Genomic DNA, 24238 nt, shown 5'->3' with positions numbered 1-24238 from the left:
CTCAGCTTGACGTCATGAATGTCAGACAATTAAATGTCTGACAAATGAAAAATCAGACCGCCACCCCCAACCTTTCGGCCACCATCGCCGATGCGATCCGCTCAGACATCGTCGAGGGGCGGCTTCTGGTCGGCGACCGCCTGCCGTCCGAGGCGGAACTGGCGGATCAGCACGGCGTGTCTCGCGCCACGGTACGCGAGGCGCTGAAGCGGCTTGCGGCGCAGTCGCTGATCCGTACCGAACGCGGGGCGTTCGGCGGGGCCTTCGTCAACCACCTGTCCTATGACGAGGCGCGTGCGCAGCAGGCGACGACCTCGACCCTGCTGCTGGGCATGAACGCGATCAGCTTCCAGGTCGCCTGCGAGGCGCGCTACGCGCTGGAGCGCAGTTGCACCGCGCTGGCGGCGGAACGGCGGACGGCCGCTCTTCTGGGCAAGATGCGGGAGGAGATCGACAGGCAGTCTGATCCCTCCCTGACCGACGAAGCGTTCTGTGCGTCTGACGTGGCGTTTCATCGGGCTTTGGTGGATTGCGCGGGCAACGAGGTGCTCAGCTATCACCTCGCGGGCAGCGTCGAGGCGATGCAGCCGCTGATGAACATGATCACCTTCACCGCCCGCAGCCGCGCCGAGATCGTCGACCTGCACCGCGCCATCGTCGCCGGGCTGGACCGCCGTGATGTGGCCAGCGTGGAACGGGCCTTGGCAACGCTTGAAGCCTACACGATCACGCTTGGGCAATCGGTTCTGAAGGCTCGGGCGGGGCGCTAAACTCTTCAAAGAGTTTCGCCATATCCTTCGAAGGACATGGCGCTACGGCCGCCGCTAAAGGATCGGAAACCCGTTGACGGGTTTCGGTCATTCCTTCGAAGGAATGACGCGCCTTAGCCCAGGAGAGCCAGTCCCGGGAAGGTTTCCAGGAGCCAGAAGGCAAAGGAGGTGAATGCGCCGGTGACGAGCGCCAGTCCGACCACGACCAGCAACGCGCCCATGGCCAGTTCGATTTTTCGCATGTGTTTCTTGATGCGGTTCATCACTCCCATGGCGCGCGTCAGGAACATGGCTGCCAGCAGGAAAGGGATGCCGAGCCCAGCCGCATAGACCGCCAGAAGCAGCGTGCCGCGCGTCACCGACGCCTCGCTTGCCGCCATCGACAGGATCGCGCCAAGCTGTGGGCCGATGCACGGCGTCCAGCCGAAGGCGAAGGCCAAACCGAGCACATATGCACCGAACGCCGATCCGCCCTGCTGTCCTGCCTCCAACCGCGCTTCCTGATCCAGAAACGGGATGCGGAACACGCCCAGGAAATGCAGACCGAACAGGATCACGACGACCCCCGATGCCTGCGCCAGTTGTGTCTGGTATTCGAGGAAAAACGCGCCGAACGCCGATGCCGTAAATCCCAGCAAGATGAAGATCGTCGATAGGCCCAGCACAAAGAACAATGCCGCCATGACGCCGCGTTTACGGCCCTCGCCCCCCGCTTCGATATCGGCCACGCTGACCCCGGACATATAGGCGAGGTAGGGCGGCACGATGGGCAGTACGCAGGGACTCAGGAATGACAAGGCCCCGGCCAGCAGGGCAATGCTCATCGCCGGAAAAAGCGCGGCGTCTATGATCTGGACTTCCAACATGCCCCCGACATATGCCAAGCCTTCGGCGCTGTCACGCGACGCGGGGTCACATGATCGTGCCGTTTGAGTGGACAGCCCCGCTGCAACCGCCTAAATCCCGCTCATGACAGAAGAACTCGACGCCACCGGGCTGCTGTGCCCCCTGCCCGTTCTCAAGGCGCGCAAGCGGCTCATGGGGCTGACCTCGGGTGACCAATTGCGGGTGCTCACCGATGACCCCGCAGCCATCGTGGACGTGCCGCACTTCTGCAACGAGGCGGGTCACACGCTGGTCAGCAGTGACGCCTCGGGCGACGCGATGCTCTGGGTGATCCGGAAAGCCTGAACGAAAAACGCCCCCGTGCGGGACACGGGGGCGTTCAGAAGATCATTCGTTCGGGTCAGCGGCCCAGAGACCACCATCCCTTGCGCTTTTTCTTCGGCGACTCGTCTGCCGACGGATCCGCCCCCGCGCCTACCGGTTCCGGTTCGGGCTTCGTGCTTGCCGGAGCTTCGGGCTGAGACGCGGCGACTTCTGGGACCGGAGCGATCTCTTCGGTCGGGATCACCGGCGCCGCGGCCGCAACTGCGGGCTCTTCCGCTGGCTCCGACTTCTTGGCACGCGAGCGTGTCGAGGACGTCTTGGGCTTGGTCGTCTTCGGAGTGTCTTTCGCACCGTCATTCGCTTTATCGCCCGTATCCGCCTTTTTGCGAGACCGCGTGACCGTCTTCTTCTTGGGTGCGTCGTCCGCCGCTTGCGCATCGTCGGACGTCGCGGCATCCGCCGAACCGTCCTCTGCGGCCTTCTTGGCCGATTTTTTGGACGGCGTTCTTTTCTTCGGTGCCGGCTTTTCGGAGGTTTCCGCATCTGCGGCAGCCGCTTCGGCTGCGACACCATCAGAGGTCTTGCGTGTCCGGCTGCGGGTCGTCCGCTTGGGTTTCTCTGCGGCCTCATCGGTCGGCGCGTCCGCGTCTGTCTGTGCGTCCGCGTCGGTCCCGGCTTTGGCGGCTACCGGTTCCTCGACACGCGTGTCGTCGGACGATCCGTTGTCCTCGTCGTTTTCGCCGTTGGTCTCGTCATCGTCCTGACGATCCCGATTGCGGTTGCGTCCGCGACCACCCCGACGTGACCGGCGACGGCGCTTTTTCGGCTTGCCATCATCGTCTTCCGATGTCTCGGACACGGAGTCGGTTTGATCCTCTTCGTCATCGGCGGCGTCTTCGTCGACCTGATCCATGATCGAGGTGTCCACAGACACCACGGGCGCGGCTTCGGGCACGACCCGGGTCGCCGTCTTGAACTTCTCCATCGTGAAATCCGGGCTGACCAGATGCACGTCGCCTTCGATCCGTACGGACAGGCCGTAGCGGGCTTCGATCTGGGCCACGTGTTCGCGTTTCTGGTTCATCAGGAAGTTGGCGATGGACACCGGGCAGGTGACCAGCACCTCGCGCGAGCGGCGGCGCACGCCCTCTTCCTCGATCTGGCGCAAAACTTGCAACGCCATGTTGTCGTCGGACCGAATGAGGCCCGTTCCGTGACAGGCCGGGCAAGGCTGGGTCGTCGCCTCGATCATGCCGGGGCGCAGGCGCTGGCGGCTCATCTCCATCAGGCCGAAACCGGAAATCCGCCCAACCTGGATGCGGGCGCGATCGTTCTTGAGCTTGTCCTTGATGCGCTTTTCGACGGCGGCGTTGTTCTTGCGCTCGTCCATGTCGATGAAGTCGATCACGATCAGACCAGCCAAGTCACGCAGACGTAACTGGCGGGCCACTTCTTCGGCGGCTTCAAGGTTGGTCTTCAAAGCGGTTTCTTCGATCGAGCCTTCCTTGGTGGCCCGACCAGAGTTCACGTCGATGGCCACAAGTGCTTCGGTCACGCCGATCACGATGTAGCCGCCTGACTTGAGCTGGACCGTTGGATTGAACATGCCCGAGAGATACGACTCGACCTGATGGCGCGCGAAAAGCGGCATCTGGTCGACGTAATGCTTCACGTTCTTGGCGTGAGACGGCATGATCATCTTCATGAAGTCCTTGGCGATGCGGTAGCCGCGTTCGCCCTCGACCAGAACCTCGTCGATGTCGCGGTTATAGAGATCGCGGATCGACCGTTTGATCAGGTCGCCCTCTTCGTAGATCTTCGCCGGTGCGATGGATTTCAGCGTCAGCTCGCGAATTTGCTCCCACAGACGCTGGAGGTATTCGTAGTCGCGTTTGATCTCGGTCTTGGTGCGCTTGGCGCCTGCCGTGCGGATGATGAGGCCCGCGCCCTGCGGCACGTCGATCTCGTTCGCGATTTCTTTCAGCTTCTTGCGATCGGGCGCGTTGGTGATCTTGCGGCTGATGCCGCCACCGCGTGCCGTGTTGGGCATGAGCACGCAATACCGACCGGCCAATGAGAGGTAGGTGGTCAGAGCTGCGCCCTTGTTGCCGCGCTCTTCCTTGACGACCTGCACCAGAAGGATCTGGCGTACCTTGATGACTTCCTGGATCTTGTAGCGTTTCGGGCGTGGCTTGCGCTTGGGGCGAATGTCGTCCTGCGTGTCGTCGTCGGCCACGGATTCGATGTTCTCGTCCCGATCCGCCGGTTCCGCCTTGGCGTCCTCGTCGTCATCGTCGTCACTACCGTTCCGGCCTGAGGCGTCGGCGTCAGTGGACGCGATATCGTCGGGCTCTTCGACCGGCGTTTCCGCGACGGTTTCCATCGGCGACAGGCCTTCGTCGTCGTCGCCATCCTCGCTCAGGTCGATGGTCTCCATCCCCGAGATTTCGTCCGAGACATCCTTGGTTGCGACGGCATCGTCGCTGTCGGACTTGGCCGCGCGCGACCGGCTGCGACCGCGTCCCCGGCGGGACTTGGGCTTTTCGTCTTCGTCTTCACGCCGGGCCTGCGATTCCGCGAAGGCGCGCTCTTCTTCCATGAGCGCTTCGCGATCCGCGACGGGAATCTGGTAATAGTCGGGATGGATTTCCGAAAACGCGAGGAACCCGTGGCGATTGCCGCCGTAATCGACAAAGGCCGCCTGAAGCGACGGTTCGACCCGGGTTACTTTTGCGAGATAGATGTTGCCAGCGAGCTGGCGCTTGTTTTCGGATTCGAAGTCGAATTCCTCGACCTTGTGTCCGTCCACCACCACGACGCGGGTTTCCTCCGCGTGGGTGGCGTCGATAAGCATTTTCTTGGGCATAAATTCCGTTCGCACACGCGTCGCGGCCCCTGTCTTGCGAACATGGGGCGGGATCGGGTGTGTCTTGTCATGGCGAGTGCGTGCGCAGTGGCTGGCCGGGACGAAACGCCCCGTAGCTCTAGCCTCATGTCCTGCGCGCGTTGCATCGCGTTTCTTCTCCGATGCTTGTCACCAGAGTGACGGCATCCGTTGCGAACCTGATGTTCGATTAAAACCTCAGGTATTTGTAGAAGGCCTTTTTGGGGCCATATCAGCCTGCTCTGAAACTCAGGACACTCTGCCGATGCTCAGAACAGCGAAACTCTTGCGCCCGCATACCGTGAAACGGATTGGGCTGTTGTCCACAATAAGGGGAGAGCGGTCGATTGCACAATGGGCAATCGCACCTTTTCTGCACATGACCTATGTCTTATCACCTTTCACGGGTCCAAACGACGTGAAAGTACGCCAATATGAGCAAGAGCCTCAAACGTGTTCGTGCCGCCCTGGAGGCGGCCGGTCTGCCGATCGACATCCGCGAAGTGGGACAGGCCCGCACCGCGCAGGAAGCCGCTGACAGCGTTGGGTGCCATCTCGATCAGATTGCCAAATCCATCATCTTTCGCGCCGAAACCAGCGAAGACGCGGTTCTGTTTCTGACGGCGGGTGGCAATCGGGTGGATGCGGAGAAAGCCTCGGCCTGTGCCGGTGAACCGCTTGGAAAGGCGGACGCCACATTGATCCGGGTGCAGACGGGCTTTGCCATCGGCGGGGTCGCTCCGATAGGACATCTGACCCGCGCCTGGTTGGACCCGCGATTGCTGGAATTTGACGTCGTTTGGGCTGCCGCGGGGACACCACGACACGTTTTTCCGCTGGATCCAGCCCTTCTTCCAAATATTTCGAACGCACAAATATCTGATTTCACGATATAAAATAAGTAAATGTAAAAAACATTCACATTATCTCTTGCAAAGACACGGGCAAGCTCCGATCTATTCAATGTGAAAGACATTCACATTACGCAACAACGGAGTTGAAAATGAGCACGATCGCCGCCCCCGCCTCTCTTCCCGCCCGTCAGGGCTGGTTCTCGAAAACCGAAGCGTGGCTGGACCGCAAAGGCAAAGGTGCCTGGATCGCCGCAATGGTCCTTGGCTTCATCTTTTTCTGGCCCATCGGTCTTGCCCTTCTTGCCTATATGATCTGGAGCAAACGCATGTTCAATTCATCCTGTAGCGGCAGCCGCCGCATGTCGCCCAAGTTTACGACGATGCGCTCGTCCGGCAACAGCGCCTTCGACGCCTACAAGACCGAAACGCTGCGTCGTCTCGAAGAAGAGCAGGAGAATTTCGAAGCCTTCCTGAAGCGTCTGCGTGACGCCAAGGACAAGGCCGAGTTCGATCAGTTCATGGACGAACGCGCCAAGATGGCCAAGGAAAGCCGCGAAAGCGAAGACGCCTGATCTTTGAAAACACCGCCGGTGGCCCCATATCGGGGCCACATCCGCCCTGTTCACGAAAGCACTGGTTCCCGATAATGTACGCCACTGACACCTACCCCAACCTGCCCGACCCGATGGTCCAGCCGGAGTTCTATGACAGCGTGACAATCAAGCGCGGTCTGGCCTGGGTGATCGACGCGGCTCTGATCCTAGTGCTCGTGGTGCCGATCGTCGTGCTGACCCTGTTCATCGCTCTCTGGTTCCTGCCGCTCTTGTTCTTTGTGGTCGGCTTCATCTACCGCGTGACCACCATCACCAACCGGTCGGCCACATGGGGCATGCGCCTCATGTCCATCGAGTTCCGCGACAGCCGAGGCGAACATTTCGACTTCAGCCAGGCCTTCATGCACACGCTGGGCTATACGGTGTCGATGTCGGTGTTTCCGCTGCAACTGATCTCGATCGCGATGATGTTCCTCACCGAACGTGGTCAGGGCCTGACGGATATGGTGCTGGGAACCGTGGCCATCAATCGCCGGATGTAGGTAGGGTGCGTGATCTCACGCACCTCCGCCGTTGACAGACTCAGCGGGGTTTGCCATCGAACGCATGGATGTGCCGACGATGGCGTCGTCGGAGCAAGACCCACATCGCAGCTTTCCAAAGAAAGCGTATCGTCCTGAACGCCCGGATGTGATGCCGGGCGTTTTGCATGAGTCCCGGCAGATGTACGGAGACTTTGATATGTTCGATACCCCGAACCGCCCACAGACCTTTACCTGCCACAACGGCGACAAGGCCCCCCTGCCCTTTGCACAGGCCGAATACGACGCCCGCATCGCCGATCTTCGCATCATCATGGCGCGACATGAACTGGACGCAGTCCTGCTCACGTCGATGCAGACCATCGCCTATTATTCCGGCTTTCTTTATTGCAGCTTCGGGCGCCCCTACGGACTGGTGGTCACGCAGGACATCTGCACCACCGTCAGCGCCAATATCGATGGCGGTCAGCCGTGGCGGCGGGCGCATTGCGACAACGTCATCTACACCGATTGGGAGCGCAACAATTACTGGCGCGCCGTTGCGTCGCTTGTCGGTGCAGGCCGCCGCGTCGGTATCGAGGGCGATCACCTGACGCTCGCCGCCCGCGCGGCGCTGGACAGCTTCCTGAATGCGCCCGAATTGATCGACATCGCGCCCGACACGATGCGGTCGCGCATGGTGAAATCGCCCGCCGAGATTGCCCTGATCTGCGAAGGGGCGCGCATCGCCGACATCGGCGGCCATGCCATCCGCGACGCCATCAAACCCGGTGCCCGCGAGATCGACATCGCCATGGCCGGTCGCGACGCGATGGAGTTGGAGATCGCCCGCAGCTTCCCCGACAGCGAGATTCGCGACAGCTGGGTGTGGTTCCAGTCCGGTCTGAACACCGACGGCGCGCACAATCCGGTCACGACGCGCGCGGTGGAGCATGGCGATATCCTCAGCCTCAACACATTCCCGATGATCTCGGCCTATTACACCGCGCTGGAGCGCACGCTGTTTCTGGGCGAACCGGACGCCGAGTCCTTGCGGATCTGGCAGGCCAACGTGGCCGCGCACGAGCTAGGGCTCAGCCTAATCCGTCCCGGCATCTCCTGCGCTCAGGTCTGTGATGAAATCAACCGCCTCTTTGCGAATGCGGGTCTGCTCGAATACCGCTCTTTCGGCTATGGTCATTCCTTCGGCATCCTCAGCCACTACTATGGCCGCGAAGCCGGGCTGGAACTGCGCGAGGATATCGACACGGTGCTGGAGCCCGGCATGGTGGTGTCGATTGAGCCGATGCTGTGGATCCCCGAAGGCACGCCCGGAGCGGGTGGCTACCGCGAGCATGACATTCTTGTCGTGACCGAGAACGGCGCGGACAATATCACAGGCTTTCTCTATGGGCCGGAGCACAATGTGATCGGGTGATAATGGGCGCTGGCGTTCGCCAGGGTGGGCGCGGAACGCGCCCGCCATGGGGCGGGCGGACGCGTTGCCACCGCTTTCGCGGCGGCAGCCTCGGAAGTGTCAGCAGATCACCCGGCCCCGCCGGGTGATGACGCTTGGTCCCGGTACCACCCCAACACGTAGACCCGGATGGCCGAGGCGAGCCCGACATCCATCTCACGCGCCTCATCGATCTCTGCTGCCAAGGCGTTGATCGGCATATCCTTTTCCGCCGCGATCTCGCGGAACGCCCGCCAAAACGCGTCTTCCAGCGACACGCTGGTGCGGTGCCCCCGAAGCGTCAGCGACCGTTTGACCGGTCGGCCGCTCATGTCGTGGATTTGCCGTCCAGATCGCGCCGCGCCTTGGCTGCGCGCGCCTTTTCAAGATCGCGCTGAGCCTTCGTGCGCCCGAACTTCACCGCATTAGCGTCCGCCTCGGCGCGCTTGTCATCGCGCGTCTTCGCTTTGCGAAACTGGTTGAGGTTGCTGACATTGCTCATGAGTGAAAGATACGCCGCCCCGCGCGACGCGCAAGGCCCTTCGAAGGGCCTTGCGACGCGATTTCGAAATCGCGCCCCCGCTTATCCCTTCGGGCCGATCATATCCTCGGGCCGCACCACGCGATCAAAGGTTTCGGCATCGACAAAACCCAGGGCAATCGCCTCTTCCTTGAGCGTCGTGCCATTCTTGTGGGCCGTCTTGGCCACTTTCGTCGCGTTGTCATACCCGATGGTCGGCGCCAGCGCCGTGACGAGCATCAGAGATTCCTTCATCAGCTTGTCGATGCGCGGCGCGTTGGCCTCGATCCCCAAGAGCATCCGCTCGGTAAAGCTGTCCGCCGCATCGCCCAAAAGCTGCATGGATTGCAGCAGGTTGTAAGCCATCATCGGGTTGTAGACGTTCAACTCGAAATGCCCCTGGCTGCCTGCAAACTTAATCGCCGCATCGTTGCCCATGACATGGGCGGCCACCTGCGTCAGCGCCTCGGCCTGCGTCGGGTTCACCTTGCCCGGCATGATCGACGACCCCGGCTCGTTCTCCGGCAGGATCAATTCGCCCAGACCCGAGCGCGGGCCGGAGCCGAGGAAGCGGATGTCGTTGGCAATCTTGTAGCAAGACCCCGCCACCGTCGCCAAAGCGCCCGACATGAAGACCATCGCGTCATGCGCGGCCAGTGCTTCGAACTTGTTGGGGGCGGTGACGAACGGGAGGCCAGTGATCTCGGCCATGTTGGCCGCGACGGTTTCGCCCCAGCCTTTCTTTGTGTTCAGCCCGGTGCCGACAGCGGTGCCGCCTTGCGCCAATTCGTAGATGCCCGGCAGGCAGGCATTCACCCGCGCGATCCCCATGCGGATCTGGTGCGCATAACCCGAGAACTCCTGCCCCAATGTCAAAGGCGTCGCATCCTGGGTGTGGGTTCGGCCAATCTTGATAATGTCGGCGAATTCTTCGGATTTTTGCTCAAGTCCCGCAGCCAGCTTGTCCAGCGCCGGCAGCAGCGTATCGCGCACCATCATCGCGGCGGCGATATGCATGGCGGTCGGGAAGGTGTCATTCGACGACTGTCCCATGTTGCAGTGATCGTTCGGGTGAACGGGGTCTTTCGATCCGATCACGCCGCCCAGGATCTCGATGGCCCGGTTCGCGATCACCTCGTTGGCGTTCATGTTGGACTGCGTGCCGGACCCGGTCTGCCAGACGACCAGCGGGAAGTTGTCGTCGAACTTGCCGTCGATCACCTCTCCCGCCGCTTCAATGATCGCGTCGGCCAGACGCCCGTCAAGATCGCCGGACGCCTTGTTCGCCTGCGCGCAGGCTTTCTTGATCACGCCCAGCGCGCGGACGATGGCCACGGGCTGCTTTTCCCAGCCGATCGGGAAATTCATGATCGAGCGCTGCGTCTGCGCGCCCCAGTATTTGTCGGACGGCACCTCGAGCGGGCCAAAACTGTCGGATTCGGTGCGGGTCTGAGCCATCAAAGCCTCCTGCGGTATACGGTTGTATGCCGTTTAGCGGCAAGCCACGCGCGAGGCAATTGTCAAACTGGCGCAGGGCCTATTTGCGGAAGGTATCGAGGCTGACCACTTCGGCGTCCTTGCGATCGGAGGCAGCGGCTGGTTTGGCCGGCTTCGCCTTCTCTTTCTCTTTCGGCTCGGCCACCGGGCGCGGCGCGGGGACAAGTGCCCCCTCTTCGCTGTCCTCGCCATCGGTGCTTTCAAACCGCAGGCCGAATTCGACGGAGGGATCAACGAAGGTCAGAACGGCGTCAAACGGAATATAAAGTCGTTCCGGGGCATCGCCAAAGTTCAGCGTCACCGCGAATCCATCCTCGGCCACTTCGAGATTGTCGAACCAGTGCTGCATCACCACGGTCATTTCGCCGGGATAGCGGTCCGACAACCAATCCGCGATTTCGACATCCGGATGACCGGTGTCGAACGTGATGAAGAAGTGATGATCGCCGGGAAGACCGTCCTTTTGCACGTCTTCGAGCACGGTCCGGATCAGTCCGCGCATCGCCTGATGCATCAGTCTTCCATAATTGATGCCAGTCGTCATGGCCGTCATCCCCCGAGTCTGCCCCGATCATATTGCATTAAATCGAAAACGAAAGGGCGCGTCTGCGGGAAAGTCGCCGCGCACGCGGAAATCCCTCAACCAAAGACATTGCTGATTTCCCGAAGGATTTTGCGCCGGATCGCACGGGCATATTCCCTGTGACCACGGGCGGTTTCGACGAAGCCGTCCTTGGTGATGATGTTGCGCTGGTAGAAGTTGGTGATGGCGCGGCCCAGCCCTTCGATGGCAAGACCATTCACCGTGACACCCGCGCGTTCGGCCTGGCGGCGCATCTGGCCAACATGCCCGCCCGCATTGGGGGTGCCGTCCCCCGACATGTCGATCACCCGGCGCGCGCAATCGGGGCCGGCCTCGAAATGTCCGAGTGCCTTGGCCATGGCCTCGGCCGGGGCGGTGTTCGACATGACGAACGCCCTTGGCAAGCGTTGTACCGCCGAGGCGAACAGTTGCACATGGCTGGTGCTCAGCATCTGCGTCCAGTCGAGGCTCACGATCTGCGAGTCGATGCCCGACCATTGGATCACGCTGAGCGCCACCTGATCGCGAACGAGAATCTCCGCGATCTCGGGATCGCGCAAGGCAGCGGCCAAACCGTCGATCTGCAAACGATACTCTCCGGGATCGACCGATTGGGACACGTCCATCGCGAGGATCAGGGCCGTCCTGCACGCCTGCGCGGGGCCGGTCAGACACAGACATATGATCAAGGCGCGCCACAGCATTGAATCTATTGATGGGGCTTGCCGCGCGCAGGTCAAGTGAAACGGATCGTGTCGCAGGGGCCGCACGTCCGAAAGCGCGGCGCGCGATGACACGGGCATGGCATTACCAAGACACAGACCCGATGATGTGAGAGGGAAAATGCAGGCTTCTGTTGCCAGGTGCCTGCGAACCCCGCCTGACGCTGCTAGGCCTCAGGGCTTAGAGTTTCGGTAACTCCGACCGCTTACGCGGCCATTGCCACCGGAGCATGGTTGTCGTTTGCAACTATACTATGTGAACCGATAACGGTGGTATCTCACCGGGACAAAGCTAACGCTTTTAGACGTTCGTCGATCCTGTTTCGGCCCCATGTTCCCCCAAACGACGGGATTTTGGTGGAGCCGCCGGGTACCGCCCCCGGGTCCGATCCGCTTATTACACGCGCGTTTATGTCCATAGTCCTCTTGCGAGAACATCTTGAGTATCGTGCTTCGCGGGCCGGATTTCAACCCTTTAGATCGACTGCATTCTCTCGGGTCTGCGCGAACTTGCAGACCGTCAAACTTGTGAATGGATTTGTGATGCAGGCTTGGGCATTCTCACGCCATGAAAGCGCTCTTTGCCCTTTTGGCACTCTTTTGCCTGACACTCGGGAAACCTGCCGATGCGCAGGAGATCGAGGTCGATCTGGAACTTGTGCTGATGGTCGACGTGTCCCGGTCCATGACCGAACGGGAGCTCGAGATCCAGCGGCGGGGTTATGCGGAAGCGTTGCGCTCGGACGCGGTGTTCGCGGCACTGCAATCGGGTTTGTTACAGAGCGTGGCGGTGACATATGTCGAATGGGCCGGAACACAGGAAGTGGTGATCGACTGGCGTGTCCTCCAAACCCGCGCCGATCTGGATGCCTTTGCAGACATCCTGACCTCGCGCTTTGATCCCGCATTGCGGCGCACGTCGATTTCGGAAGCGCTGATCTTCGGGGCCGAGTTGATCGACACCAACATTTATGCCGGGCTGCGTCGGGTCATCGACATCTCGGGCGACGGGCCGAACAACCAAGGACGGCATGTGGAGCGCGCCCGGGATACGGTTCTGTCGAAGGGGATCGTCATCAACGGGCTTCCCCTCCTAACACGCGAAGGTATGGACAGCGCGTGGCATCTGGAAAACCTGGATGTCTATTACGAAAACTGCGTCATCGGCGGACCCGGGTCCTTCGTCATTCCCGTGTTCGACTGGGACGATTTCGCCGAGGCGGTGCAGCGCAAGCTTGTGCTGGAAATGGTGTCACGTCCGACCGAGGCGACCGTGGTTCCGGTGCAGGCCGTGAACCGCGACCCGACGGATTGCCGGATCGGTGAGAAAATCTGGCAGGATCGGCGGCGCTACTGGGACAGCCCCTGAGCGCCCGGCAGGTTGACGATCAGCAACCACGCAGCGAACACAGCTTCGAACAGGAAGTACAAATGCGTCTTGGGAAAGGGCGGTTTGTCGATAATCAACGAAAGCGCGCGGCCAAGCCCGGCACCAAGATAAACAAACCCCATCATCGCGTAGGCCCAGGGTTCCCCGAGCCAGAGGCACGCGCCGCCAACGATGACGAACATACCACCCGCTGACGCCCGCAATTCCGAGAGGCCCATCGTCGTATCGCCAGTGCGCAGGTCGAGAACCCCTGCCGTGTAGCGGGGCGCCAGCATCCCGAACGCGCCAAGGGCGATGGTCAGCAAAGCGGCGGTAATGTTCAGAATATCGATCATGGTGGTCCTCTTGGTCTGGGGCTTAACCGACCACTTAGGCCCCGGTTCCCGGCAATCATCAAAAAATTGGCGCATTTCCGGAACACTGTTACAGTTCGGAAAAAGCCAGAGCAGCCCGTCATGTCAGCCGCGCCCACCCACGTCCGCCGCCGCAAGGTGTTCTACATTCCGGGATACGACCCTTTCCCGGCCCGCCGGTATCGCGAGCTGTACCGCTCGGAAGGCGCGAAGCAGGCCGAGATTTCCGGCTACGGGCTGCATGTGGAGGCCGCCGACAGCGACGGCCCCTATGGTTGGCGCGCGTCAGGACTGATGGACGACACCCGTGTGACCGCCGATCTCGAGGTGCTGCTCTGGTCGGATATCGTACGCGACAGCATGTCGAACAGCATTCCCGCCACATACCTGCAACTGATCCGCACCAGCTGGACCTATATCGCCTCGGGCACGTTGCGGCGGCTGGCGGTGTTGCCGAAGGGGCCGTTGATCGCCGCACTCTATCCGATCGGTATGCTGATCCTGCAACTGCTTGCGGCCCTCCTTGTTGCGCACCTCGTCGGATGGGCGCTCAGCACAGTGTTTCACGCGGCGGTCCTGTGGCTTGTCGGTGAGGGCGCCATAACCCGGTGGGGCACATCCTTGCTCTATTGGACGCCGTTCTTCGTCATCATCGTTCTGGTCCTGCGCTGGTTCAAATCGCAGGACCGCCGCATCTATGCCTACTACCTGATGCACGACTACGCCTTTTCAGCCAGTCACAACGGCGCCACCCCGCCGGCCTTGCAAGAGCGAATGGACGCATTCCGCGGCACCATCGCGACGGCTCTGTTGCAGGATTACGACGAGGTTCTGGTGGTCGGCCATTCTTCGGGCGCGCATCTCGTTGTGTCGATCCTTGCCGACATCATGCGCGACACCCCCGATCGGCCCGCGCGCCCGGCACTGTCGTTTCTCAGCCTTGGCCACGTGATCCCGATGGTGTCGTTCCTGCCCGACGCATGGCAGCTGCGCGCGGATTTGCAATTCCTGTCCGAACAGGACGACCTCGTCTGGATCGATGTCACCGCTCCGGGTGACGGATGTTCCTATGCCTTGTGTGATCCCGTCGGCGTGTCCGGTGTCGCCACCCGTGACAAGCAATGGCCCTTGGTCTTTTCGGCACAGTTTTCGCGTACGCTTTCCGAGGAAAACTGGGAAAAGCTGCGGCGCAAGTTTTTCCGGCTGCATTTCCAGTATCTCTGCGCCTTCGACCGGCCGCTCGACTATGATTACTTCCAGATCACCGCAGGGCCTCTGACGCTGGGCCAGCGCTATGCGAACCGCCCGCCGTCCAAAAGCCGGATCGACGTTGGGGTTTCTAAATACACTTCCGTGAAACCGTGATCCCACCCAAACCGAAATCGCGCCCCGACCGCGTGTCGCTGTGGCGGTACATGCGCCTGTTCCGCCGCGATATCCTGTCGGCACAGCCGGAGCGTCTGTATTCCGCCTGGATGGCCGAGTTCCGGACGCCGTTCTTCCAATCCTACCTCGCCAACGATCCCGCGCTAGTCCGAACGATCCTACGCGAGCGTCCGGAGGATTTTCCCAAGTCCACACGCATCGGTGAAGGTCTGCGCCCGCTTCTGGGGCAATCGGTTTTCCTGACCAACGGCGCGACCTGGGAACGGCAGCGGCGCATCATCGACCCGGCGTTCGAACGGGGGCGCTTGGGGCAGTCGCTGCCTGCCATGTGGGCGGCCGGTCAGGCGATGGTGGCGCGTGTGCGCGACCGGATCGGCGACGGGTTAGAGATCGAGATCGAAGAAATCGCGAGTCACGCCGCCGCCGACGCGATCTTCCGCACGCTATTCTCCATCCCCATCGAGGACGAGATCGCGCGCGAGGTATTCCACGAATTCCGCGCCTACCAGCGCAGCCAGCCGATCCTGAACCTTGCCGCCTTCGTTCCCCTGCCCCGCTGGATGCCGCGCTTTCATAGCCGGGACACCAAGCGTGCCGCCGCGCGGATTCGCACGCTGATCACACGGCTGGTCTCCGAGCGCATGCGCGCCATCCAAACGGGCACCGCGCCGGATGATCTGGCCACGCGGATCATGACAACACCCGATCCGCTGACCGGAGACCGTTTCACCACCGCCGAAATGGTCGATCAGGTCGCGATCTTCTTTCTCGCGGGACACGAGACCAGCGCCAGCGCATTGGCCTGGGCGCTTCATCTTTGCGCGGCCGCGCCTGACTGGCAGGACCGCGTGGCTGACGAGGCACAGGGGCTGTCCGCCCCGAATGACGTCAAGCGTCTGACCAGCAGCCGCGATGTGTTCCGGGAAACGCTGCGGCTCTATCCGCCGGTGCCGATGATGGTGCGCCAATCCACCAAGTCCGAGACCTTCCGCAAACGGGCAATCCCTAAAGCCGCGCAACTGGTGCTCAGCCCGTGGCATCTGCACCGGCACACACGGCTTTGGAGCAATCCGGATCTTTTCGATCCCAGCCGCTGGCAGACCGACGAGGCCCGACAATCGGCACGCGATGCGTATTTGCCGTTCAGTGCGGGGCCGCGTGTTTGCCCCGGCGCGGGCTTTGCGATGGCCGAGGGGCCGCTGCTCCTGTCTCTGTTTCTGCGCGACATTCAACTGACGGAGATCGCGGGCAAGCGGCCCGATCCGGTTGCCCATCTGACCGTGCGCGCACGTGACGGCATATGGCTGCGCGCCCAGCCGCGACACCCCGCAGACACAGACAGCGACATATCAACCGACGGTTAGCGCTAACCTCTTGGCATGCCTCTATCTTTTTCGCGCGCTCTGTTCTAGGACATCGACAACAACACCAATTCAGCCTGGGGACTTCACATGACCGATACCGCAATGGCAGACCGCATCAAGACGGGCAAAGGCTTCATCGCCGCGCTGGACCAGAGCGGCGGGTCGACCCCGAAGGCGCTGCGTCTCTACAGCATCGAAGAAGACGCCTACAGCACCGACGAAGAGATGTTCGCGCTCATCCACGAGATGCGCTGCCGCATCATGACCGCTCCGGATTTCACGTCTGACAAGGTTCTTGGCGCGATCCTGTTCGAACGTACCATGCGCGACACGGTCGAGGGCATTCCCGTTCCGACCTATCTTTGGGAAAAGCGCGGCGTCGTGCCATTCCTCAAGATCGACAAAGGATTGGAGGACAAGGCCAACGGCGCCCAGATCATGAAGCCGATGCCGGGACTCGGAGCCCTGCTGGCAGAAGCCAAGTCCATGGGTGTGTTCGGCACCAAGGAACGGTCCGTCATCCACGAAGCCGATGCGCAGGGGATCAAGGCCGTGGTGGCCCAGCAATTCGAGGTTGGCAAAACCGTCTGCGCGGCGGGTCTCGTGCCGATCCTCGAGCCGGAAGTGGACATCCACAGCCCGACCAAGCGCGAGGCCGAGGATATCCTGCACGAGGAAATCCTGTCTCATCTCAACGCGTTGGACAGCGATACGAAAGTTATGCTCAAACTGACCATCCCGACCGAGGACGGTCTTTACACCGATCTCGCCGAGCATCCGAACGTGCTGCGCGTGGTGGCCTTGTCCGGCGGCTACAGCACGGATGAAGCCTGCGAACGGCTGGCCCGGAACCCCAAGATGATCGCGAGCTTCTCACGGGCGCTGGCGGAAGGTCTGTCAAAGCAGCAATCCGATGACGCGTTCAACGCGGCTCTTGGCAGCAATATCGACAAGATTTTCAAAGCATCGACGACATCCTGAACCCGCTGGACGCGCCGATAAGGGTGCGTCCGCTCAACCCGCTTTCTTGAGCTCTTCCACGGTGGACCCATAGCCGCCGCCGTTCACGTATGACAGCTCGGTCTCGGTCGACCGACGGCCCAATGCGGCGTTGCGATAGGGAAAACGGCCGAATTTGCGGATCACTTCGCGATGCGCGCGGGCGTGGAGAAGGTTGCTCGCGCCATGTTTCGGCATCCGCTCGAGCATAAGGCGCACGCATCGGTCCTGATCGCAGAGGTTTTCGGAATGCATCAGCGGAAGGTAGAAAAACTGCCGCGCCGGTTCGTCAATTTTCATGTCCCACGCCTTGCCGATTGCCTGCTTGGCCGCGGCCAGGGCAAACCTGTCGGATGAAAACGCCTTGGCCGTATCGCGGAACATGTTGCGGGGAAACTGGTCCATCAACACAATATAGGCCAGCGTGCCGCTCGGATAGGTCAGCCAGAGCGCGTGCCGTCCCTCCATCGCTCCGTCCCAGCTGGCCTCGAAACGGTCGCGGATGTCCTGATCCAACCCCTTGTCGGATTTGTACCACCCACTTGGCCCGACCTCGTCCAGCCAGAAACTCAATACGTCATCAGGCGTGACCATGGCTCTCTCCGATCCTCCGCGTGGTCTTCCAGTGTCTTGAAATGATTAGCCAAGAAACGATTCGGGAAACAGTCACTTTTCATGTCACTGCCGACATATCGTGCAGGTCTCCATGAGGCTGTGAACCCACGCGGAAACCGTCGGTCAGGCCGCTGTATCGCTTTGCTTTTCGTCGCGTTCGTCCTGTTCGGCCTGCGCCTCGGCGGCTTCGACCGCCCATTCCGAAGCCAGCTCGACCGTCACCAGCGACGCGGTCGGCATCATGCCCTGATACGCGATGGTTTCGTCCGATGTCGGTGCCGGGCGTTGCGTCATCCGGTAGGCCGCGTAGCCGGTGAGAAGCAGCAGTACGACCGACAGCAGAATGAAATAGCCCGGAGGTCCGAAAATCTGCATGGCATAGCCGATGATCAACGGGCCCGCGATCGCGCCGACGCCGTTGACGAACAGCAGACCCGCGGAGGCCGCCGCCATGTCCTCGTGCTGCAAGAAGTCGTTGGTATAGGCGATGAGCAGGGAATAAAGCGGGTTCGACAATCCGCCGATCAGGAACGCAGACGCGATCAGGATGTAGAAATTTCCACCCAGGATCATCCCGGTCAACGAGGCCAGACCCGCCACCGCCGCCGTCACGGCGATCAGGACCCGGCGATCCATACGGTCGGAAATCCAGCCCAACGGATATTGGAACAACAATGCGCCCACGTAGAAAGAGGCGGTAAACACCGGGATTTGCGTGATCGAAAGACCGGCCTCGGTCGCATAGACCGCCGCCATACCGAACTGCGCGGCAAAGACGCTGCCCAACAGGAACATGCCAACGCAGCCCAGGGGCGAGGTGTGGTAAAGCTCCTTCAGCGTCATCCGCTTGGTGCTCTCGAAGGCCGGGGTCGGCGAGATCGACAGCAGGATCGGCGCGAAGGCGATGGAAACCAGCACCGACGGGATCACGAAAAGCAGGTATCCCGACGGGTCCGGCACGACCAGAAGGCCCTGCGCGATGATGATGCCGATCATCTGAACGATCATGTAGGCTGAAAGGGTCTGCCCCCGCGTCTCGTTGGAAGTGGCGTTGTTCAGCCAGCTTTCGGCGGTGACGTAGACGCCGCAGAAACAGAAGCCGATGACCACCCGGCACAGGATCCACACGATGGGTTCCTGAACGGTGGGAAACACCAGCAGCGCCGCCGAGATGAACGAGCCCAGCGCGGCAAAGACCCGCACGTGTCCGACCCGGCGGATCATATCGGGGGTCACACGCGAGGCCACAAGGAAGCCGGCGAAATAGGCCGACATGACGAGCGACATCTCGACCGAAGAAAACCCGATGGTCGAGCCGCGCACACCCAGCAAAGAGCCCTGCAAACCGTTGCCGAGCATCAGTAGCAGCATACCGAGCAGGAGCGGCCAGGATGTCCGGATCACACTTAACATATCACGTCCTTCGTGCGGCAGGTGTTGGGCGCGGATTGCGCGGGTCCCCCGGGGGCTAGTGCAGCCGGATCGCAATCGCAATCACATGGGCGACTTTTTTTGTCGGTCCGCGGGCTTGCGGCGCTGCGTCAGGCGGGGATCAGCAGCGAACTGTCGCCGTAGGAAAAGAACCGGTACCGGTTTTCAATCGCGTGGGCGTAGATCTCCCTGATCCGCTCCGGCCCCATCAACGCCGAGACCAGCATCATCAGGGTGGATTTCGGCAGGTGAAAATTGGTCATCAACCCGTCCGTCACCCGAAAGTTGAACCCCGGATAGATAAAGATGTCCGTGTCGCCCTCCCAAGGCTGGATCGACCCGCCGCGTGCCGCGCTCTCGATCAGGCGCAGCGCGGTGGTACCCACGGGGATCACCCGTCCGCCCGCGGCCTTGGTCGCGGCGATCTCGGCGGCGGCGGTTTCCGAAACACGGCCCCACTCGGCATGCATCTTGTGGGTGGTCACGTCTTCGACCTTGACCGGCAGAAACGTGCCCGCGCCGACATGCAGGGTGACGAAGCTCATGCCCACGCCGCGCGCTTTAAGGGCAGCCACCAGCGCCTCGTCGAAATGCAGTGATGCGGTCGGCGCAGCAACAGCGCCCGCGTTGCGCGCCCAGATCGTCTGGTAGTCTTCCTTGTCCCTGTCGTCCGCGGCGCGTTTGGCCGCGATATAGGGCGGCAGCGGCATCGCGCCCGCCTTGGCCAGCGCCGCGTCGAAATCAGCCCCGGTCAGGTTGAACCGCAACAGCGCCTGCCCTTCGGTCCGGCCTTCGAGAACGGCCGTCAGATCGGACGAGAACACCACCGTTTCATCCTCGCGCAGCTTCTTGAGCGGCTTGACCAGCGCGGACCATGTGCCGCTCGCCTGCGGTTCCAAAAGCGTGACCTCGATCTTCGCTTCGGACGGCCCTGCCGCCCCCGTGCGCCGCCGCACCCCGAAAAGCCGCGCTGGGATCACCTTGGTGTCGTTGAGCACCAGCCGGTCGGTCGGGCGCAGGATTTCAGGCAAGTCTTTCACGATCCGATCCGCGATCCCCCCGGCCTCGGCGTGCAACAGGCGTGCGGACGATCGGGGAGAGGCCGGTCGCGTGGCGATCAGCTCATCGGGAAGATCGAAATCGAAATCGCTGAGTTTCATCGGGTCGGGTCCGCTTCTGCCGTGTCGCCATCGCCTTTACCGAAATCCGACGCCCAACGAAAGCGGTCAGCACCTCCGGGACACTGCAAAGGGGCCTCACTCGCCCGGCACAGGCGCCGGTCTTCGGAAAATCTCGCGGAACATGCCCGGCGTCAGGGCAGACAAGGGGTTCACGCTGACATTCGGCTGGCTTGCCGGGCCGGTCAGGTTGAAGTTGAACCCGATCAGCCCCTCACCCTTGCGGGTGAAGATGCTGCCGATGCCGTTAAGGAAAAAGATCGGCGACAGGACGCCCTGCAAGTCCAACGTGCTGGTCGCGAGGTTGTAGGTGCCATCCAGCGAAATGCCCATCGACGGGCCGGTCGCGCTTGAGCGGGTCAGGTAAAGCTGATCCGGCGTCAAGCGGAAGCGCGCCTCGACCTCGGTGAACAGGATTCCCGGCCCTTCGAGCTGGTCCAGCAACCCGACGATACTGATCGCATCCAGCAGCGAGGCAATCCCGGGCGCGTTACGCAACCGCGTGTTCACCACATCGAGCGACCCGTCATAGCTGCCCGGTTGTCCCGGCACGGGCACCAGCGCCAGCGTCATGTCACCGCCTGCGACGGTCTTGAGAATCCCCGCCTCGCGGATCACCTTGCCCGCGTCATTCGACCGGATGCGAAACGCGGTCGATCCGGCTTGCGCCAGCGCCTCACCCACGATGGGAGCCTTGCCATTCACGCTTGCGGTGAAGTTGCCGGTCAACCCTGCGCCGGATTGCAGATCGCCGCGGAAATCGGTCAGGCGGATGCTGTTGGACACCTGCAACTGATCCAGCGCCAGCGACAATGGCACGCGCCCGCCTGCTCCACCGCCGCTTCCCCGCCCGAAGGGCGCATTGCGCAGATCAATTGTGCCGCCGCTGATCCGCACGGCAGTCGCTGCACCGGCGCCGCGACCGGTCAACGTCACTGGCGCGTCCAGCCACCCGCCCGCGCGCACCCGGTCCAGATCGATTGTGGCGAGTGACCCATCCGCATTAAGCCGAACCGACCCTTGCGCCTCCAGACCCGGAGCGTCCAGCGCAAGTGTGTCGATCCGCGCCGGGCGGTCGAGCACACCGGCGACGCGCAGACTGCCGGTCGTGCCGCGCGCCAGCGTCCAGCCGATCGCTGGCAGGGACAAGCCGATCCCGGACAGCCGCGAGGTGAGTTCGAACTCCGGTGGCGCGCCGCGCCGCAGGTCGACGCGCAACTCCGCCGGACCGATCCCGCTGATTGTGCCATCTGGCAGCGCCACGCCGAAGGACCGCGCCGCAGCCTCTGACAGGGTGACGGTGCCCTCGACCATGCTGTCGGTCGCGGGCTCTCCCGGCGCTGGGATCGGCAGCGTCCAGGACCCGTTGAACGGGACGCCCGACAGCTCGGCCTGCCCCGAGATGCGCAACGCCTCATTCGTGACCGACACGTCCAGCATCCGCGCGGTAAGCTCGCGGTTCGGGATGATCTGGTCACTGACGACCCCGGTCGCCCGCCCGCGGACATCAAGTTGTATGTCCGGCAGACGCAGGCCACGCCGCAGGGGCAGAATAAGCGAGCCATCGAAACGCGCGCGGCCTGATACGATGTCCACAGGGCGGCGCGCCTTTTGCATGATCTCGAGCCCCGGCGAGTCGAGATAGGACAGAAGCGCCTCGATCTGCCCGCCCCCGGCAAGCGTAACCTGCCCCTCCGGCGGTCGTTGCCTTGTGTCGGGAATGACGAACGTGCTGCCCGTGATGTCGAGCACGCCTCCCTGTTGCGGTGTGATCTCGCCCTCGGTCACCCGCACCGCCAGACGGTTCGCGTTGAGCGTCAGCGTGCCCTTTCCGCGCTCGACCACCGGCAAGGTACGCGTGTAGCGAACCTGCGCCTCATCGAAGGCCGCGTTCAGGAACACCACGGGGCGCGCCTGGTCCTGCGACCGCAGGGCGAACTGCCCCTCCGTTATGACGCCACCCTCGATATTGTTCACAACCCAGTCGCGGGTGCGCGGGGCCATTGTGACCGGCCAGAGCCGCAACAAAGCGTCGGGCGTCAGCACGCCCACAGTGCCATCCAGCGCGTAATCCCACGCATCCTCGGTCGCCAAAAGCCGCCCGGTCATACGCAGCGGGACCTGCGGATCGTCGATCCAGACCCGACCCAGATCGAGTTCGAACGGGTTGAGCCGCAGCCGGAAGTCCAGCTCTGCGCGGTCCAGCGACAACGGTGCCTCGAAAAGCGCGTCCGGCGCGGCTTCGAGCAGGCTGAACCGCACCTGTCCCAGCATCTCGGACGGGATGCCATCGCGAAGCCCGTCCAGGGTCGCGCGCCCATCGGCGACGGCGCGCACCAGGTCGCTGTCCACCGAAAGCTCGGTAAAGGTGATCTGGGACCGGTCCGGATCGAAGGTGAAATAGCTGCGTGCCGAGTTGAACGGCACCGGCGGGGTCTCGGGCGTGGGCTGCAAGACGCCCTCGTCGATCTGCAAGGTCGCGTTTAGAACACCGAGCCCGCCATCGGGCTGCATGGTAGCGCGCAGCGATCCCGAAATCGGCGCCCGCAACGCCCCGAGCCACGCCAGAGCCGGGCCTTGGGTGGCAATGTCTTGTGACGGCATGTCATCGAGCGAGACACCGAAGGCCACCTCCGTCTCGCCGATCACCGAGGACGCGTCGAGTTGCAGCCGGGTCGCCGTCGCCCCGCCCCCCAGAAGCGCGAAGTCCCCCGAGAGGCGCAACTGCTCGTTCTCACGCTCCAGCAAAAGCCGCCCGCCATCCACCGTCCAGCCGCGCCGCGCGCGGGCATCCTCGAACCGCAGCGTCAGGGCATTGGCCTCGACGCTTTGCAGTCGTGACAGTCGGTCGTCCACCAACAGAGCGTCAACCTGCGCCACGAGCGTCGGCAGATCGGGAGAGGCACCGTCCATCGCAAAGGCATCCCCCAGCGCGAGGCCCAACTGTCCGGCCCGGTTGCGGGTCAGGGTGACGAACGCGCCGCTGACGCTCAGGTCGCGCAGGACGATCTGACGGCGGATCAGATCGTAGGCCGTCAACCCGATCTGGACGTCCGACAGAACCGCGACAGGGGCACCGGTCGCCGTCTGCACATCGACATCCAGCAGGATGATCCGCGTCCGCCCGTCCTGTTCCAGCCGCACCTGCACATCGCCGAACAGCACCCGAAAGCCGGGCAAGGCATCGGCCAGCCTTTCTTCGACCGTGTCGCGGACCCAGATCGGGGCCGAAAGGCTGCGTCCGACAAGCGCCCATCCCGCCACCAGAACGCTCAGCACGAGCACTGTGGTTACGCCCAACGCCCACCGACCCCGCCGCCTGCGGCGCGGCGTGTCGCTGATATCGTGGCTCTGCTCCGGCTCCGTCACTGGAAGCGGCGTCCTTTTGCGTTATTCTCTGCCTCGCAGGGATATCACCCTACCGACGTACTTCAATCAAAGGATAGCGCCATGAGCGATACACTGGAATTGGCACCGGATTTCACCCTTCCCGTTCAAGGCGGCGATCACAGCGAAGTGACGCTGTCCGAGCTGCGCGGCACGCCGGTCGTGCTCTTTTTCTACCCGCGTGACGATACCTCCGGCTGCACCAAGGAAAACGAGGCCTTCACCGCGCTCGACGACGAATTCGCCCAGATCGGCGTCAAGGTTTTCGGCATCTCCAAGGACAGCCTCGACAGCCATGAGAAGTTCATGGTCAAGAAAAAGCTGCGCATCCCGCTGATCTCGGACGAGCACGGCACGGCGTCCGAGGATTTCGGCGTCTGGAAAGAGAAATCCATGTACGGCAAAAAATTCATGGGGATCGAACGGTCGACCTTCCTGATCGACGAAGAGGGCCGGATCGCCAGGCAATGGCGCAAGGTCAAGGTTCCGGGTCACGCCGAAGAGGTGCTGGAGGCGGCGAAGGCGCTTTAGTCCAGGTTTCGGATCGGGCGCTACCCAGAGCGACCGGGCCGACCGGAGCGCGCCTGCGGCTCGCGTGAGGGTT

23 protein-coding genes and 1 other RNA gene are annotated in these 24238 nt (G+C 62.4%); 11 read left to right on the top strand and 13 right to left on the bottom strand.

Annotated elements, in window-relative coordinates; all coding sequences use genetic code 11:
- The first annotated feature begins 44 nt into the window (after positions 1-44).
- Positions 45-770, top strand: coding sequence for a GntR family transcriptional regulator (locus tag Q1B16_RS05665; RefSeq protein WP_299785365.1), 726 nt, complete (start codon positions 45-47; stop codon positions 768-770).
- Positions 771-883: 113 nt separating this feature from the next.
- Here the strand turns inward: Q1B16_RS05665 and Q1B16_RS05660 are convergent, their stop codons facing one another.
- Positions 884-1636, bottom strand: a complete 753-nt coding sequence (locus Q1B16_RS05660) for a cytochrome c biogenesis protein CcdA (RefSeq protein WP_299785362.1) — start codon at positions 1634-1636, stop codon at positions 884-886.
- Between the two features lie 103 nt (positions 1637-1739).
- On the opposite strand from Q1B16_RS05660, the gene Q1B16_RS05655 reads away from it, so the two are divergent.
- The gene (locus tag Q1B16_RS05655) at positions 1740-1961 is read left to right on the top strand and encodes a sulfurtransferase TusA family protein (RefSeq protein WP_299785359.1); all 222 of its coding nucleotides are present in this window, start codon (positions 1740-1742) and stop codon (positions 1959-1961) included.
- Between the two features lie 55 nt (positions 1962-2016).
- Here the strand turns inward: Q1B16_RS05655 and Q1B16_RS05650 are convergent, their stop codons facing one another.
- Positions 2017-4806: a ribonuclease E/G gene (locus Q1B16_RS05650; protein WP_299785357.1), complete on the bottom strand. Its 2790-nt coding sequence runs from the start codon at positions 4804-4806 to the stop codon at positions 2017-2019.
- A gap of 452 nt (positions 4807-5258) precedes the next feature.
- On the opposite strand from Q1B16_RS05650, the gene Q1B16_RS05645 reads away from it, so the two are divergent.
- The 4 genes from Q1B16_RS05645 to Q1B16_RS05630 all read left to right on the top strand — a co-directional run bounded on the left by Q1B16_RS05645 (position 5259) and on the right by Q1B16_RS05630 (position 8191).
- Positions 5259-5720 carry a YbaK/EbsC family protein gene (locus Q1B16_RS05645; protein ID WP_299785355.1) on the top strand — a complete coding sequence of 154 codons (462 nt, stop codon included), beginning with the start codon at positions 5259-5261 and terminating at the stop codon, positions 5718-5720.
- Between the two features lie 107 nt (positions 5721-5827).
- Positions 5828-6250, top strand: a complete 423-nt coding sequence (locus Q1B16_RS05640; RefSeq protein WP_299785353.1) for a DUF2852 domain-containing protein — start codon at positions 5828-5830, stop codon at positions 6248-6250.
- Positions 6251-6324: 74 nt separating this feature from the next.
- Complete coding sequence (locus Q1B16_RS05635; protein WP_299785351.1) at positions 6325-6774, top strand: RDD family protein; 450 nt, start codon at positions 6325-6327, stop codon at positions 6772-6774.
- A 199-nt stretch (positions 6775-6973) separates the two neighbouring features.
- On the top strand, positions 6974-8191 hold the full coding sequence (locus Q1B16_RS05630) for an aminopeptidase P family protein (protein WP_299786007.1): 1218 nt from the start codon (positions 6974-6976) through the stop codon (positions 8189-8191).
- A gap of 107 nt (positions 8192-8298) precedes the next feature.
- On the opposite strand, the gene Q1B16_RS05625 is transcribed toward Q1B16_RS05630, so the two are convergent.
- The 6 genes from Q1B16_RS05625 to ssrA all read right to left on the bottom strand — a co-directional run bounded on the left by Q1B16_RS05625 (position 8299) and on the right by ssrA (position 12006).
- On the bottom strand, positions 8299-8541 hold the full coding sequence (locus Q1B16_RS05625) for a ribbon-helix-helix domain-containing protein (protein ID WP_299785349.1): 243 nt from the start codon (positions 8539-8541) through the stop codon (positions 8299-8301).
- Complete coding sequence (locus Q1B16_RS05620) at positions 8538-8711, bottom strand: DUF4169 family protein (protein ID WP_299785347.1); 174 nt, start codon at positions 8709-8711, stop codon at positions 8538-8540. Before Q1B16_RS05620 ends, Q1B16_RS05625 begins: the two co-directional genes overlap by 4 nt.
- Before the next feature lie 81 nt (positions 8712-8792).
- Complete coding sequence (fumC, locus tag Q1B16_RS05615) at positions 8793-10187, bottom strand: class II fumarate hydratase (protein ID WP_299785345.1); 1395 nt, start codon at positions 10185-10187, stop codon at positions 8793-8795.
- A gap of 79 nt (positions 10188-10266) precedes the next feature.
- Positions 10267-10770: a ClpXP protease specificity-enhancing factor SspB gene (locus tag Q1B16_RS05610; protein ID WP_299785343.1), complete on the bottom strand. Its 504-nt coding sequence runs from the start codon at positions 10768-10770 to the stop codon at positions 10267-10269.
- A 95-nt stretch (positions 10771-10865) separates the two neighbouring features.
- The gene (locus Q1B16_RS05605) at positions 10866-11513 is read right to left on the bottom strand and encodes a DUF1194 domain-containing protein (RefSeq protein ID WP_299785341.1); all 648 of its coding nucleotides are present in this window, start codon (positions 11511-11513) and stop codon (positions 10866-10868) included.
- A gap of 138 nt (positions 11514-11651) precedes the next feature.
- Positions 11652-12006, bottom strand: a transfer-messenger RNA (tmRNA) gene (gene ssrA, locus Q1B16_RS05600).
- A gap of 93 nt (positions 12007-12099) precedes the next feature.
- Between ssrA and Q1B16_RS05595 the strand changes: the two genes are divergently transcribed.
- Positions 12100-12900 (top strand): DUF1194 domain-containing protein, encoded by an 801-nt coding sequence (locus Q1B16_RS05595; protein WP_299785339.1) that lies wholly within the window; start codon positions 12100-12102, stop codon positions 12898-12900.
- Here Q1B16_RS05595 and Q1B16_RS05590 read toward each other — a convergent pair.
- A complete protein-coding gene (locus Q1B16_RS05590; RefSeq protein WP_299785337.1) occupies positions 12882-13256 on the bottom strand; it encodes a DUF4345 family protein in 375 nt (124 codons plus the stop codon). The genes Q1B16_RS05595 and Q1B16_RS05590 overlap by 19 nt on opposite strands.
- Positions 13257-13376: 120 nt before the next feature.
- Here Q1B16_RS05590 and Q1B16_RS05585 point away from each other — a divergent pair, with 120 nt between their 5' ends.
- From Q1B16_RS05585 to Q1B16_RS05575, 3 genes are all read left to right on the top strand, one after another.
- Positions 13377-14639, top strand: coding sequence for a hypothetical protein (locus Q1B16_RS05585; protein WP_299785335.1), 1263 nt, complete (start codon positions 13377-13379; stop codon positions 14637-14639).
- Entirely contained in the window at positions 14636-16024 is a 1389-nt protein-coding gene (locus Q1B16_RS05580; protein WP_299785333.1) for a cytochrome P450, read from the top strand. The genes Q1B16_RS05585 and Q1B16_RS05580 overlap by 4 nt, the downstream gene beginning before the upstream one ends.
- Before the next feature lie 87 nt (positions 16025-16111).
- Entirely contained in the window at positions 16112-17005 is an 894-nt protein-coding gene (locus Q1B16_RS05575; protein WP_299785331.1) for a fructose bisphosphate aldolase, read from the top strand.
- 33 nt (positions 17006-17038) lie between these two features.
- On the opposite strand, the gene Q1B16_RS05570 is transcribed toward Q1B16_RS05575, so the two are convergent.
- The 4 genes from Q1B16_RS05570 to Q1B16_RS05555 form a co-directional block, all read right to left on the bottom strand.
- Positions 17039-17617: a DUF924 family protein gene (locus Q1B16_RS05570; protein ID WP_299785329.1), complete on the bottom strand. Its 579-nt coding sequence runs from the start codon at positions 17615-17617 to the stop codon at positions 17039-17041.
- Positions 17618-17761: 144 nt separating this feature from the next.
- On the bottom strand, positions 17762-19051 hold the full coding sequence (locus Q1B16_RS05565) for an MFS transporter (RefSeq protein ID WP_299785327.1): 1290 nt from the start codon (positions 19049-19051) through the stop codon (positions 17762-17764).
- A gap of 128 nt (positions 19052-19179) precedes the next feature.
- Positions 19180-20229 carry a tRNA preQ1(34) S-adenosylmethionine ribosyltransferase-isomerase QueA gene (gene queA, locus Q1B16_RS05560; RefSeq protein ID WP_299785325.1) on the bottom strand — a complete coding sequence of 350 codons (1050 nt, stop codon included), beginning with the start codon at positions 20227-20229 and terminating at the stop codon, positions 19180-19182.
- Positions 20230-20325: 96 nt separating this feature from the next.
- The gene (locus Q1B16_RS05555) at positions 20326-23616 is read right to left on the bottom strand and encodes an AsmA-like C-terminal region-containing protein (RefSeq protein ID WP_299785323.1); all 3291 of its coding nucleotides are present in this window, start codon (positions 23614-23616) and stop codon (positions 20326-20328) included.
- 81 nt (positions 23617-23697) lie between these two features.
- Between Q1B16_RS05555 and Q1B16_RS05550 the strand changes: the two genes are divergently transcribed.
- The gene (locus Q1B16_RS05550) at positions 23698-24165 is read left to right on the top strand and encodes a peroxiredoxin (RefSeq protein WP_299785321.1); all 468 of its coding nucleotides are present in this window, start codon (positions 23698-23700) and stop codon (positions 24163-24165) included.
- Positions 24166-24238 lie beyond the last annotated feature (73 nt).

Origin of the sequence: uncultured Marivita sp. (genome assembly GCF_947488135.1) — a bacterium.
In the GTDB taxonomy this organism is placed as follows: domain Bacteria; phylum Pseudomonadota; class Alphaproteobacteria; order Rhodobacterales; family Rhodobacteraceae; genus Marivita.
This window is presented reverse-complemented; position numbering and strand designations above follow the sequence as displayed.